12 protein-coding genes and 1 other RNA gene are annotated in these 12,665 nt (G+C 59.6%); 3 read left to right on the forward strand and 10 right to left on the reverse strand.

All coding sequences use genetic code 11. From position 1 onward, the window contains the following. Position 1 precedes the first annotated feature (1 nt). The 10 genes from mraY to rsmI all read right to left on the reverse strand — a co-directional run bounded on the left by mraY (position 2) and on the right by rsmI (position 10,070). Complete coding sequence (gene mraY, locus ACWXTG_RS08365) at positions 2-1,087, reverse strand: phospho-N-acetylmuramoyl-pentapeptide-transferase (protein WP_480219580.1); 1,086 nt, start codon at positions 1,085-1,087, stop codon at positions 2-4. After that, the gene (locus tag ACWXTG_RS08370; RefSeq protein ID WP_480219581.1) at positions 1,087-2,439 is read right to left on the reverse strand and encodes a UDP-N-acetylmuramoyl-tripeptide--D-alanyl-D-alanine ligase; all 1,353 of its coding nucleotides are present in this window, start codon (positions 2,437-2,439) and stop codon (positions 1,087-1,089) included. Before ACWXTG_RS08370 ends, mraY begins: the two co-directional genes overlap by 1 nt. Then, positions 2,436-3,860 carry a UDP-N-acetylmuramoyl-L-alanyl-D-glutamate--2,6-diaminopimelate ligase gene (locus tag ACWXTG_RS08375; protein ID WP_480219582.1) on the reverse strand — a complete coding sequence of 475 codons (1,425 nt, stop codon included), beginning with the start codon at positions 3,858-3,860 and terminating at the stop codon, positions 2,436-2,438. Before ACWXTG_RS08375 ends, ACWXTG_RS08370 begins: the two co-directional genes overlap by 4 nt. Then, positions 3,857-5,608: a peptidoglycan D,D-transpeptidase FtsI family protein gene (locus ACWXTG_RS08380; RefSeq protein WP_480219583.1), complete on the reverse strand. Its 1,752-nt coding sequence runs from the start codon at positions 5,606-5,608 to the stop codon at positions 3,857-3,859. Before ACWXTG_RS08380 ends, ACWXTG_RS08375 begins: the two co-directional genes overlap by 4 nt. Continuing rightward, entirely contained in the window at positions 5,605-5,865 is a 261-nt protein-coding gene (gene ftsL / locus ACWXTG_RS08385; protein WP_407993094.1) for a cell division protein FtsL, read from the reverse strand. The genes ACWXTG_RS08380 and ftsL overlap by 4 nt, the downstream gene beginning before the upstream one ends. Continuing rightward, positions 5,865-6,830: a 16S rRNA (cytosine(1402)-N(4))-methyltransferase RsmH gene (gene rsmH / locus ACWXTG_RS08390; protein WP_480219584.1), complete on the reverse strand. Its 966-nt coding sequence runs from the start codon at positions 6,828-6,830 to the stop codon at positions 5,865-5,867. The genes ftsL and rsmH overlap by 1 nt, the downstream gene beginning before the upstream one ends. Next, positions 6,827-7,273, reverse strand: coding sequence for a division/cell wall cluster transcriptional repressor MraZ (gene mraZ / locus ACWXTG_RS08395; RefSeq protein WP_407993096.1), 447 nt, complete (start codon positions 7,271-7,273; stop codon positions 6,827-6,829). Before mraZ ends, rsmH begins: the two co-directional genes overlap by 4 nt. A gap of 374 nt (positions 7,274-7,647) precedes the next feature. After that, an RNA gene (rnpB, locus tag ACWXTG_RS08400) (RNase P RNA component class A) lies at positions 7,648-7,980 on the reverse strand. 175 nt (positions 7,981-8,155) lie between these two features. After that, positions 8,156-9,190 (reverse strand): dihydroorotase, encoded by a 1,035-nt coding sequence (pyrC, locus tag ACWXTG_RS08405; protein WP_480219585.1) that lies wholly within the window; start codon positions 9,188-9,190, stop codon positions 8,156-8,158. Between the two features lie 34 nt (positions 9,191-9,224). After that, positions 9,225-10,070 carry a 16S rRNA (cytidine(1402)-2'-O)-methyltransferase gene (gene rsmI, locus ACWXTG_RS08410; protein WP_480219586.1) on the reverse strand — a complete coding sequence of 282 codons (846 nt, stop codon included), beginning with the start codon at positions 10,068-10,070 and terminating at the stop codon, positions 9,225-9,227. On the opposite strand from rsmI, the gene ACWXTG_RS08415 reads away from it, so the two are divergent. The 3 genes from ACWXTG_RS08415 to ACWXTG_RS08425 are packed head-to-tail and all read left to right on the forward strand — an operon-like array spanning position 10,062 to position 12,663. Then, the gene (locus ACWXTG_RS08415; RefSeq protein ID WP_480219587.1) at positions 10,062-11,702 is read left to right on the forward strand and encodes a penicillin-binding protein activator; all 1,641 of its coding nucleotides are present in this window, start codon (positions 10,062-10,064) and stop codon (positions 11,700-11,702) included. The two genes, rsmI and ACWXTG_RS08415, sit on opposite strands and share 9 nt — an antisense overlap. Beyond that, complete coding sequence (locus ACWXTG_RS08420; RefSeq protein WP_309566216.1) at positions 11,699-12,040, forward strand: YraN family protein; 342 nt, start codon at positions 11,699-11,701, stop codon at positions 12,038-12,040. Before ACWXTG_RS08415 ends, ACWXTG_RS08420 begins: the two co-directional genes overlap by 4 nt. Positions 12,041-12,069: 29 nt before the next feature. Further along, entirely contained in the window at positions 12,070-12,663 is a 594-nt protein-coding gene (locus ACWXTG_RS08425; RefSeq protein WP_480219588.1) for a phosphoheptose isomerase, read from the forward strand. Positions 12,664-12,665 lie beyond the last annotated feature (2 nt).

Here is a 12,665-nt window from a genome sequence, read left to right on the forward strand (position 1 = left end):
CTTATCTCAGCTTCAACGTGGAGAGGCCAACCAGCACCAGCATCATGGTGATGATCCAGAACCTGACCACGACTTGCGTCTCTTTCCAGCCCTTGAGCTCGTAGTGGTGATGCAGGGGCGCCATTCGGAATATCCGCTTGCCCGTGAGCTTGAACGACCCCACCTGCAGCATCACCGAAATGGTTTCCATCACGAACACGCCGCCCATGATGAACAGCACGATTTCCTGGCGGACGATCACGGCCACGGTGCCCAGCGCAGCTCCCAGCGCCAGCGCGCCGACGTCGCCCATGAACACTTCTGCGGGATAGGCGTTGAACCAGAGGAAGCCCAGGCCCGCGCCGCCTATCGCCGCACAGAACACGGTGAGCTCCCCAGCTCCAGGCACATAGGGGACGCCGAGGTACTTGGAGAAATAAAGATGGCCCGCCACATAGGCAAACACCGCCAGGGCGCTCGCCACCATCACGGTAGGCATGATCGCGAGGCCGTCCAGCCCGTCGGTCAGGTTGACCGCGTTGCTGGTGCCGACAATCACGAAATAGGTCAGCACGATGAAGCTCACCACGCCCAGCGGCAGCACCAGATGCTTGAAGAACGGCACGATCAGCTCGGTCTCCGCCGGCACCGTCGCGGTATAGAACAAATAGGCGGCAACGCCCGCGCCTATCAATGACTGCCAGAAATATTTCGCCTTGGCCGACAATCCCTTGGGATTGCGGTAGACTACCTTGCGCCAGTCATCGACCCAGCCGATCACGCCGAAACCCAGGGTCGTGATCAGCACCACCCAGACGAAACGGTTGGAAAGATCGGCCCAGAGCAAGGTCGAGACTGCAATCGCGATGAGGATCAACGCGCCGCCCATGGTCGGAGTGCCCGCCTTCACCAGGTGGGTTTGCGGGCCGTCATCGCGCACGGATTGGCCGACCTTGTATTCAGTGAGCTTGCGGATCAGCTTAGGCCCCACCAGGAAGGAAATCGTCAATGCCGTCAATGTCGCGAGGACGGCGCGCAGCGTGATGTAATTGAACACATTAAAGCCGCGAATATCCTGGGCCAGCCAACGGGCGAGTTCGAGCAGCATTATGGTTTCTCCTTTTGTTCTTGCAGCAAGTCGACGACACGCTCCATACGCATGAAGCGCGACCCCTTGACCAGCACCGTGGTATCAGCATCCAACTCGGGCAGCAGGAATGCCGCCAGGCTTTCCACCGTCTCGTGATGGCTCGCGCCACTGCCGTATGCCTCCACGGCCTTGGCAGACAAGACGCCCAGCGCATGCAGGGCATCCACGCCTGCCGCTTTGGCATAAGCGCCCAATTCGGCATGCAAGGCCGCTTCGTTCTCGCCCAGCTCGCCCATGTCGCCCACGACCAGCAACCGTTTTCCAGACTGGCTGGCAAGCACGTCGATCGCGGCTCTCATTGAAGCAGGATTGGCGTTGTAGGTATCATCGATCAGCAATGCGCCGCGCCTGCCGGGCTTGCGCTGCAGCCTGCCCTTGACGCCGGCAAAACCGGCAAGGCCCCCGGCAACCGCATCCAGCGGCACGCCCATGGACAAGGCGGCGGCTGTGGCGGCCAACGCGTTCCTGATGTTGTGCAAACCAGGCACAGGCAAGCGCAATGCGCGTTCGCCGGCAGGCGTGCTCAATTGCAGGTCGCTGCCTTCAGAATGCAGCGCATAATCCGCTGTGACGTCTCCGGCATTGAGGCCGAAACGCACGATGCGGTGCCGTCCTGCCAGGGACTGCCATAGGCCGGCAAACGTATCGTCGGCATTGATCACCGCCACGCCGTCATCTGCCAGGCCTTCGAAAATCTCGCCCTTGGCTTTCGCCACCCCCTCGACGGAACCCAGGCCGCCCAGGTGCGCGGCAGTCGCATTGTTGATCAATGCCACGTCAGGACGGCCAATCCGGGTGAGATAGCTGATCTCGCCGAAATGATTCATGCCCATTTCCACCGCGGCATAGCGGTGGCGCTCACGCAAGCGCAGCAGCGTAAGCGGCAGGCCGATGTCGTTGTTCAGGTTGCCCTGAGTCGCAAGCACAGCATCATCCGCGCCTGCCGCGACCCGCAGGATTGCTGCCAGCATTTCCTTGACGCTGGTCTTGCCGTTGCTGCCGGTAATCGCCGCCACGGGAATATTGAATTTCCGGCGCCAGTAGGCGGCCAATTGACCCAATGCAAGACGGGTATCCTCGACCAATACGGCGGGCCCTGCCCCGACAGCACGAGATAGCAACAAGGCAGCAGCGCCTTGGTTCAATACGTCCTGGGCGTAATCATGGCCGTCGAATCGCTCACCCTTGAGCGCCACAAACAACTGCGCCGGCTCCAGCTTGCGGCTGTCCGTGCCTACGGACTGGACCAGCACGTCGGCGCCGATCAGAGTGCCACCCGTTGCCTTGGCGATTTCAGATAAATACATCATGTGGCGACCCCTAAGATGTTGGCCGCCACAGCAGCATCATTGAATGGATGCCGTACGCCTGATATTTCCTGGTAATCCTCATGCCCCTTGCCCGCGATCAGCACGACGTCGCCCGCCTGCGCCGACCTGATTGCCTGGATAATGGCTTTTTCCCGATCGGGCTCCACCTGGGCCGGACCATGCAAGCCAGCCACCACCTCGGCAATGATCGCCTCGGGGTCCTCACCGCGCGGATTGTCCGAAGTCACGATCACCTTGTCTGCCAGTCTTGAAGCGACTTCCGCCATCAGCGGGCGCTTACCTTTATCCCGGTCGCCGCCGCAACCGAATACGCAAATGAGGCTGGCCTTTGCCTGCTCGCGCAAGGCAAGCAATGCCTTTTCCAGCGCATCGGGACTATGCGCATAATCCACCACGACCAATGGCTGGCCGCCGCCGCCCAGTTGCTGCATGCGTCCGGGTGCCGGCCGGATTTCAGCCAAGACGCGCGCTGCGTCTTCGAGTGCGACTTCCGAGGCAAGCAATGTCGCCAATACGGCGAGCAGGTTGCTGGCATTGAAGCGCCCCACCAGCTTGGCATGCACTGCAGCCTCGCCTTGAGGACTCTGCACTTGCATGTGCAGGCCCTCGGCATCGAAATGCAAATCATGGCCGCGCACGTCCCCGCCGCTCAAGCCATAGCTCAGCACATGCTTGCCCTTGGCTTTGAGCTCGCTCAGCAGCTCCCGGCCAAAGGCATCGTCCTGGTTGAGGATGGCGGTCTGCACGCCGTCAAAACGGAACAACTTGCGCTTGGCGCCGGCGTAGCTCGCCATATCGCCGTGATAATCCAGGTGGTCGCGTGTCAGGTTGGTCAGCACGGCGACCTTGAAATCAATACCATTCACCCGCCCTTGGTCCAGTCCGTGCGAGGAAACCTCCATCGCCGCCACTTCAGCGCCCGCTTGCAGGTAATCGGCAAGCATGGATTGCAGCAAGATAGGGTCAGGCGTAGTGTTCGCGGCAGCGGACAAGGCATCCGGAAAGCCGTTGCCCAAGGTGCCGATCACCACCGCCTTGCGTCGAAGGGCGTTGAACGCCTGCGCCAGCCAATGACTGCAGGAGGTTTTTCCATTGGTGCCGGTCACGCCTATCATCCAGAGTTGGCGGGACGGGTGGCCGTAGAATTCTCCGGCGATGGCGCTTGCCTTGCGACGCAAACCTGTTACAGGCTGGTTGGCAACGGCCCATGAAGGATTCCAGTCAAATCCCTCCTGCTCCCATATCACACCGGCCGCTCCGTTGGCGATGGCCTGCTCGATGAAACGGCGCCCATCGGCCTGTTCGCCCGGATAGGCAAGGAACAGGCTGCCCGCGGAAGCACGGCGGCTGTCCGAAGTCATGCCGGTGAAATGAGAGCGATCAAGGCTGGGCAGGCTCATACCACCTCCTTGATCTCGGGCAGGTCGTCGACAGGGATCACGACATTGTTGTTCGGCGCATCCTGCGGGATCGCCAGCATGCGCAACGCGCCCGACATCACCTTGCTGAATACCGGGGCGGCCACCGTACCGCCGTAATATTTGCCGCCACTCGGGTCGTCGATCATCACCGCAATGATCAAGCGCGGGTTGGATGCAGGCGCAAAACCGACAAACGAGGATACATAGTGGTTTGCCTGGTAGCCGCCCACGCCGGGCTTGTGCGCCGTCCCGGTTTTACCTGCGACGCGGTAGCCCAGCACCTGTGCCCGAGGAGCGGTACCGCCAGGCTGGATAACAGTCTCCATCATGTCGCGCAGGTGATGCGCAGTTTCGGGGGTATAAACCTGATGGCCAACAGGAGGCTCCTTGAGCTTGAGCAGAGAGACCGGCAGCAAGGCGCCATCATTGGTGAATACGGTGTAGGCACGCGCCAGCTGCAGCAAGGTCAGGCTGAGGCCATGGCCATAAGACATGGTGGCCTGCTCGATCGGGCGCCAGGTCTTGTAATTGCGCAGTCTTCCGGAAGCTTCGCCGGGAAAGCCGATACGCGTCACGGAGCCGAACCCGACCTGGTTATAGATGCTCCACATGTAATGCGGCTCCAGGCTCAGCGCCATCTTAGCCGAACCGATATTGGAAGACTTCTGAATGACCTGCGCAACCGTCAGAACGCCTTGCGGGTGCGCATCACGGATCGTGGCCTTTCCGATGCGCATGGCGCCGGACGATGTATCGATGAGCGTGCTAGGCTTGTACTGTCCGCTATCGAGGGCTGCCGCGGCAGTAAACGGCTTCAGCGTCGATCCGGGCTCGAAAGTGTCGACGATCGCCCGGTTGCGTGAACGCCCCCCGGTCAGGTTGACCGGGTTGTTCGGGTTGTAGCTGGGGACGTTTGCCATCGCCAGCACCTCGCCGGTCTTGGCATCCAGCACGACCGCAGAACCTGCCTTGGCCTTGTGCTCTTCCACCGCCGCCGCCAGTTCGCGATAAGCCAGGTATTGAAGCTTGCGGTCTATGGAAAGCGCCAGGTCGCGGCCATCCTGCGGAACCTTGACTGCCTCGAGGTCTTCGACGATACGCCCTTGCCTGTCCTTGATCACGCGGCGGCTGCCCGGCTTGCCGGACAACCATTTCTGGGAATGCAGCTCGAAGCCCTCCTGGCCGTTATCGTCAATACCGGTGAATCCGACAATGTGAGCAGTCACTTCCCCAGCAGGATAATAACGGCGGTATTCTCTCTGCATGAAAACGCCAGGAATGCCGATGCTCATCACCTGCGCGGCAAGCTCAGGCGGCAAGCGGCGCTTGAGATAAACGAATTCACGCTGCGTGTTATCGAACTTGGATTTGATCGCTTCCGGCTTGAGTTTGAGGATGCCTGCCAGTTTCGCCAATTGCTCAGGCGAGACCTTCACGTCTGGCGGGCTGGCCCAGATGGACTCCACAGGCGTGCTGATCGCCAGCGGCTCGCCGTAACGGTCAGTGATCTTGCCGCGGTGCGCGGGCAGGCTCAACAGGCGGCTATAGCGCGCATCGCCCTTTTGCTGCAGAAAGGATTTATGCACGCTCTGCAAATAGACGCTGCGCCCCAGCAGCACGGCAAAACCGCACAGCACCAGCACCAGCAGGAGGCGACGGCGCCAGACCGGCAGCCTGACCACGACCCGCGGCTTCGACCCCACGCGCATGCGCATCGCCCCCATCATGGCGCGACCACCTGTATGCGGCTTGGATCAGGCACCTGCATGTTCAGGCGCCGCTCGGCGATCTGCTCGATGCGGGAATGCATGGCCCACGTGCTTTGCTCCAATTGCAGCTGGCCCCACTCTATCTCGTATTGCTTGGCCGCATCCTCTTGCTGCTGCAGCTCGATATAGAGCTTGCGCGCCTTGTGCTGTGACGTAATGACGCCCAGCGCAGCCACTATCACCACTAGGAAGAGGATCAGGTTAAGCTTGGCCATTATTGCACCGAGGTCCTTTCCGCAACGCGCAATACGGCGCTGCGTGAACGCGGATTGCGCCTGACCTCGGCATCGCCCGGGCGCACCGCACGTCCGACCGCCACCAGGCGAGGCTGCGGCAGATCTTTCGCACGCACGGGGAAATTCGCAGGCAAGTCATCCCTGTCCTGCTCGGCACGGATAAAGCGTTTCACAATGCGGTCTTCCAGCGAGTGGAAGCTGATCACCGCCAAGCGCCCTTGCGCTGCCAATAGCGGCAGACACTGAGGAAGGGTCAGCGACAATTCCTCAAGCTCCTGATTGATGAAAATCCGTAAAGCCTGAAAGGTGCGCGTCGCCGGATCTTGGCCAGGCTCGACTTTTGGGACCGCCCCTGCCACGATCTTGGCAAGTTGTCCGGTAGTGGAGATGACCACCCCTCCTGTGCGCTGCGCAACAATCGCCCTTGCAATCTGTTTAGCAAACCGTTCTTCACCATATTCCTTAATTACTCCCGTCAGTTCTTGTTCCGTTGCAGCCGCGACGAACTCTGCGGCTGTCTGTCCACGGCTTTGGTCCATGCGCATATCGAGCGGGCCGTCAAACCTGAAGCTGAAGCCGCGCTCGCCCTCGTCGATCTGTGGAGATGAAATTCCCAGATCCAGCAACACACCATCTACTTTTTGAATATTCAGATCCGCCAGGACTTCCGCCATGGCGGCAAAATGACTGTGGACGATTGTAAAACGCGCATCCTGGATACCCCGTGCGGCCTCAACGGCAGCTAGGTCGCGGTCCAGCGCCACCAGGCGCCCTTGCGGTCCGAGTCTTTCCAGTATCTTGCGGCTATGCCCGCCCCGGCCGAACGTGCCGTCGACATAAATGCCGTCAGGCTTGATCGCCAGCGCCTCCACCGCTTCGTCCAACAAAACCGTTACATGCTGAGAAACCTGGGGAGCGGGTACATGGCGAACGCCAGCACTCACAGCGAAAAACCCTCCAACTCGGCAGGCAACTCCATATTCTCGGACGACATTACCTGCTGCAACTGGGCCCGCCAGGCCTCCATGCCCCAAAGCTCGAAGTGGCTGCCCTGCCCCACCAGCATCACCTGCTTCTCCAACCCGGCAAACTCCCTCAATACCGGGGAAACCAGCAAGCGGCCGGCGCTGTCCAGCTCGACGTCTTCGGCAAAACCCACCAGCAAGCGCTGCAAGGCACTGGACTGGCGATCGAAACTGGAAAGCGCCATCACCTTGGATTGGATTGGCTCCCAGGCAGGCTGGGGATACAGGAGCAGACAACGATGTGGATGGGCAGTCAGGACAAGGCTGCCCTCGCTTTGAGCGTGCAGGGCGTCACGGTGCTTGGCTGGCACAGCCAGCCTGCCTTTGGCATCCATATTTAATGACGTCGCACCGCGAAACATGAGGTCCCTTGGCCGATACCAGCGTTTAGCGCGCTGGCATCGGCATTAAATTTGTCAGATCGGGAGATGGGTAATTGCCAACCATCCGGAGATGAGCAATCAACTTTGATCAACAATTACCCACAAAACTCCACTTTTCTCCACTAACACCCACTATAGATAAAAAAAAATGGCAATGCAAGGGCTTTTTTAGGATTTTTCCTTTACGGGACAATGACTTAGATGATTTTTATGAGAAAATTTTTATCCTTAAAAAATAAGGAGATAGGCAATTTAGTGAAAGTGCTTTATGAGAAACAGTTGCGAGGTGGCTGAATCTTGGTATGGGGAAGTATTGGCAGGGAAAGAATCTATATTCGACTATCTTGGAACAAGATTGAAGCTGGCCGGTAAGCCGGGTTCTGTCCCCGCAGTGCGGGTGGCAGCCATTCATCTAGGCCTAGCGTTGCCGCTAGGCTCAAGCAACCTACCCGGTAGCAGCGCGAGCCACGCCATTGCTACCCTATTTGGTCTTGCTCCGGATGGAGGTTACCGCGTTTCACGTCCGCCTTGCGGCTTACTCGTCTCTGTGGCCCTATTCCTCGCCTTGGCCTTTAAGTTTTGCAACATAAAGGTTGCTGCGTACGGCCGTTAGCCGTCATCCTGCTCTATGGAGCCCGGACTTTCCTCCCCTCGCTTGCACGAGCGGCGGCTGCCTGGCCAGCTTCGGCGCTAGTTTACCACATCCCCCACAGGGCCAGTCCCCGCCAGACCAGACAATAAGAGCGCTGACAAAACCCAGCGAAGCGGTCCTGACCAGGCGAGCAAGCACAAGCACTACGGCAAGGCAGAACAATAATGTCAGGAGGGTGTTATTAGCCGCTTCAAACGGACCGCAGACGGTTACCTCAACCGCCAGGCAATAGTGCCGCCGGCACGCAAAGGCACCAGCTCATCTCCAGCAAATGGCAAACTTTCTGGCACCTCCCAAGCGCTTTTTTCCAGGGTGATCTTGTCCGTATTGCGGGGCAGGCGGTAAAAATCGGGCCCATGGAAGCTCGCAAATGCTTCCAGCCTGTCGAGCGCCCCAGCTTCATCAAACACTTCGGCATACAGCTCGATCCCGGCATGCGCGGTATACATGCCGGCGCAGCCACAAGCCGCCTCCTTTGCGGATTTCGCATGCGGCGCGCTATCGGTGCCCAGGAAGAACTTGGGATTGCCGGAAGTCGCCGCCGCGACCAAGGCTAGGCGATGTTCCTCGCGCTTGAGCACAGGCAGGCAATAATGATGCGGACGGATGCCTCCGTTGAACATGGCGTTGCGGTTCATGAGCAGGTGGTGCGCCGTGACGGTGGCAGCAATGTTCTCCGACGCCCCGGCGACGAACTCGGCCGCATCCTTGGTCGTGATGTGCTCAAACACGACCCGCAATCCCTGGAAACGCTCCAGCAACGGGATCATGTTGCGCTCGATGAACACCCGCTCGCGATCGAATACATCCACATTGGCATCGGTCACTTCGGCATGCACCAGCAAGGGAACCCCGTGCTTCTCCATGGCCTCTAGCGCTTTGACGCAATGCCCGAGGTTGGTTACTCCCGAGTCGGAATTGGTAGTAGCCCCGGCAGGATAGAGCTTCACGCCGTGCACGATGCCGCTGTCCTTGGCCTGGACAATTTCATCGGCACTGGTGTTATCCGTGAGGTACAAAGTCATCAACGGTTGAAAGCCCGACCCGGCAGGCAATACCTGCACGATGCGCTCCCGATATGCATGCGCCAATGCCGTGGTCGTCACCGGCGGACGCAGATTGGGCATGACAATCGCTCGCCCGAACCGCCTTGCGGCATCAGGCAATACCGCAGATAAGGCTGCGCCGTCGCGCAAATGCAGGTGCCAATCATCAGGACGTGTGATGGTGATGGTAGTCGTCATGAAACTCTCTATATTTAATATCTAACAATATGGTTTAGGATTGCTTGAGACTGAGCGCCAGCTCATACAGCGCATTCTTCTTGGCTCCGGTAATCTCGGTCGCCAGCTTGACCGCCTGCTTCAGGGGCAGTTCATCCAGCAGCAACGCCAATACGCGTTGCGCCTCGGCATCGACGGGAGCAACCTCCTTCGCCGGTGCAGGCTCCACCAATAGCACGAATTCGCCGCGCTGGCGGTTGGCATCCTCCTCCAACCAAGCCCGGGCTTCCGCCAATGGCAAACGGTGTATGGTTTCAAAGGTCTTGGTCAGCTCGCGTGCAATGGTGAGCGTACGTTCCGGCCCGAGCACGGCAGCCATGTCTGCGACACTATCGAGCACTCGATGCGGAGCCTCGTAGAACACCAGGGTCACCGCCACATCCGCAAGTGACTGCAGGGCCGAACGGCGTTGGCTGCCGCCGGCCGGGAGGAATCCATGAAACTGGAACCCGGGCGTCGCGATCCCCGCCGCAGAAAGCGCAGCCACCACTGCGGAGGCCCCTGGTATAGGCGCCACCTTGATTCCAGCCGCATGCGCCATTCCAACAACCACGGCGCCCGGGTCGCTGATGCCGGGCGTGCCCGCATCGCTCACCAGCGCGACAGATTCGCCCGCCTGCAAGCGCTGGATCAATTGCTCGCCCGCCTTGCGCTCGTTGTGCTCATGCACGGCCACCAGTTTTTTCTGAATGGCGAAATGCGACAGCAGGCCTGCTGTGTGCCGCGTATCTTCCGCCGCCACCACATCAGCCGCCTTGAGCACGTCCAACGCCCGTAAGCTGACGTCTTGCAGGTTTCCAATTGGCGTGGCTACCACATATAATGTCCCACTATGATTCAACGACTGCTCGCCCCTCTGTATTTCACATGGATATTGCTGCCGGCCCAGACAATGGCAGCGGCCGCCAGCCCGAATGCCTTGCCGCCGGAAACGCGTTTTCAGGAAGGCATGGCGTGCCTGCAGGCCCAGAATATCGACTGCGCCGCCCTGGCGCTCAACCGGATTCCCAGCCAATCGGTCCATGCCAAGCTCCTGGCAGGCAATATTGCTGCCGCACAACAGGATTTCGACTCCGTTTTCCGGCTGCTGTTGCCTTTAAAGGCCAACACTTCGCTCGACAACGAGGCAGCCGCAAGTTTACACGCAAGCCTCGCGCTCGCCTATGAGCAAGAGCCCGACCCCTTGCGAGCGCTGGAGCAGCGCGTCGCAGCGGAACGCTTTCTTGACGATGAGCAAGGCCGTGCCGAGAACCACAAGAAAATCTGGAATGGCCTGAGCAACCTGAGCCGGGACGACCTGGTCAATATCCGCGGCGAAAGCCCGGACACGGACATCCAGGGCTGGATCGACCTCGCGCTGGCCGCCCAGGAACAAGACGAGAGCGCGCTTAAAAACTGGCCGGACTTCTATCCAGGCCACCCTGCAAGCAAGGGATTCAGCCAGGCGCTACTCTCCCAGCGCCCCGAGGCCCCAGCCCCCAGCCCAATTGCGGCGCCTGTCGTTCCTGGCGGCAAGATCGGCGTCATCCTTCCGTTTGCGGTGGAGGCCTATTACCCCGCTGCCGATGCGATAGAGCAGGGATTTGCCGCCGCCCAATCCCAAGCGCAAGACCACCGAGAGCTCACGCTGTACGCCACCGACGGCAATCCGGCCAATATTGCCGAAACATACCGGCGCGCAGTCGATGAGGGCGTGCAGATAGCCCTGGGACCGTTGACACGCGATGAAGTCACACGCCTGGGCCAGCAGGAGCTCGGCATCCCGACCCTGGCGCTCAACCAGCCCGACTCCACTCCAGGCAAGACGCCCAACCTATATATCTTCGGCCTGTCCCTTGAAGGGGAGATTGCCCAGCTTGTCAGGCTGGCGCAACGCCTGGGCATGCAAACCGCAACTATAGCAGCCGGCAGCAACCACCTGGCTGAACGCATGGCGCAAGCGTTCGGCAATGCCTGGAACGACGCGGGCGGCCGCATCACTCAACAACTGACGTTTGCCGAGGACAGCAACCTGACTGAACTGCAGGCCAAAATCACATCCAACCCATCCGACCTGATTTTCCTGGCGGCGAATTATGAAGAGGCGAGAGTCATCCGTCCTCACCTCGACACCGCGACCCCGACATTCGCGACCTCGCATATCTATGCCGGCATTCCGCAGGATCCGGAAAACGAGCCACTCAATGCAGTGCGTTTCGTCGATATGCCCTGGCTGCTCGAGCCCGAATCCGCTGCATTTGCAAACCTGCGTCCTGCCGCTTCCGACTTGCCGCCCGGCGAAATGCAGCGCTGGTTCGCCTTGGGGGTGGATGCCTACCGCATCCTCGACCATGTGAGCAAACATCCGCAACAAGCGCACACCCTGCAGGGCCTGACCGGAAAAATCAGCATTTCCTCCGAGGGCAATATCAGCCGCGAGCTTGCCAGCGGACGTTTCAGCGCACAAGGTGTCGTGCCGGAAACCACGCCTTGAAACAGCTCGGGGATGATGCAGAGGCAATTGCTGAGCGCTACCTGGCAACACAGGGGTTGGCGCTGGTCAGCCGCAACTATCGCTGCCGTTTTGGCGAAATAGACCTGGTGATGAAACAAGGCGACACCGTTGTATTCATTGAAGTCCGCATGCGCAGCCATTCCGCATTTGGCGGCGCAGCAGCCAGCATCAATGCTGCCAAGCAGCAAAAGCTCATCCGCACGGCCGAATACTTCCTGCAACAACATGGCAGCGCCCCTTGCCGCTTCGATGCCGTCCTGTTGAACAAACTGGATACGAACAAAATCGAATGGATTCAGGATGCGTTTGGCGCCTAACGCCCTTCAAACAATACTGATATTACAACATGACTGACCTGCACCAACGCATCGCTGCACATTTTGAAGAGAGCGGACGCCTCAAGCTGGAACTCGCGGAATTATTGGCCGCACCGATCGCCGACTCTGCCGACCTCATCGTGCAGGCCCTGCTCAATGAGAAAAAGATCCTGACTTGCGGCAATGGCGGCTCGGCATCCAACGCACAATATTTCGCGTCGCGCATGCTGAACCGCTACGACCAGGAACGCCCGGGGCTGGCTGCCGTTGCCCTGCCTGCTGATATTTCGACCCTCACCTCGATTGCCAACGACAATCACTTTGAGCAGGTGTTCTCGCGCCAGATCACGGCCCTCGGCCACCAGGGCGACGTGCTGCTGGCGCTCAGCACCAGCGGCAATTCCAAGAATATCCTGCGTGCGATCTCCGCAGCCAAGGATGCAGGCATGCACGTGATCGCCTTCAGCGGCGGGGATGGCGGCGAGCTTGTGGAACTTCTGACCGAAGAAGATATCCATATCGGGGTGCCGCACGAGCACCCCGCCAGAATCCAGGAAGTTTATATGTTGAGCCTGCATTGCATCTGCGATGCAATTGATTGTCTTTTGTTAGGAGTGAATTAATT

The sequence above is a fragment of the Methylobacillus sp. DLP286 genome (genome assembly GCF_056636515.1).

Coding starts and splice junctions, on each gene's coding strand:
- mraY (WP_480219580.1), bottom strand. CDS start 1,087: ATGCTGCTCGAACTCGCCCGTTGGCTGGCCCAGGATATTCGCGGCTTT.
- ACWXTG_RS08370 (WP_480219581.1), bottom strand. CDS start 2,439: ATGATGTATTTATCTGAAATCGCCAAGGCAACGGGTGGCACTCTGATC.
- ACWXTG_RS08375 (WP_480219582.1), bottom strand. CDS start 3,860: ATGAGCCTGCCCAGCCTTGATCGCTCTCATTTCACCGGCATGACTTCG.
- ACWXTG_RS08380 (WP_480219583.1), bottom strand. CDS start 5,608: ATGATGGGGGCGATGCGCATGCGCGTGGGGTCGAAGCCGCGGGTCGTG.
- ftsL (WP_407993094.1), bottom strand. CDS start 5,865: ATGGCCAAGCTTAACCTGATCCTCTTCCTAGTGGTGATAGTGGCTGCG.
- mraZ (WP_407993096.1), bottom strand. CDS start 7,273: ATGTTTCGCGGTGCGACGTCATTAAATATGGATGCCAAAGGCAGGCTG.
- pyrC (WP_480219585.1), bottom strand. CDS start 9,190: ATGACGACTACCATCACCATCACACGTCCTGATGATTGGCACCTGCAT.
- ACWXTG_RS08415 (WP_480219587.1), top strand. CDS start 10,062: ATGATTCAACGACTGCTCGCCCCTCTGTATTTCACATGGATATTGCTG.
- ACWXTG_RS08425 (WP_480219588.1), top strand. CDS start 12,070: ATGACTGACCTGCACCAACGCATCGCTGCACATTTTGAAGAGAGCGGA.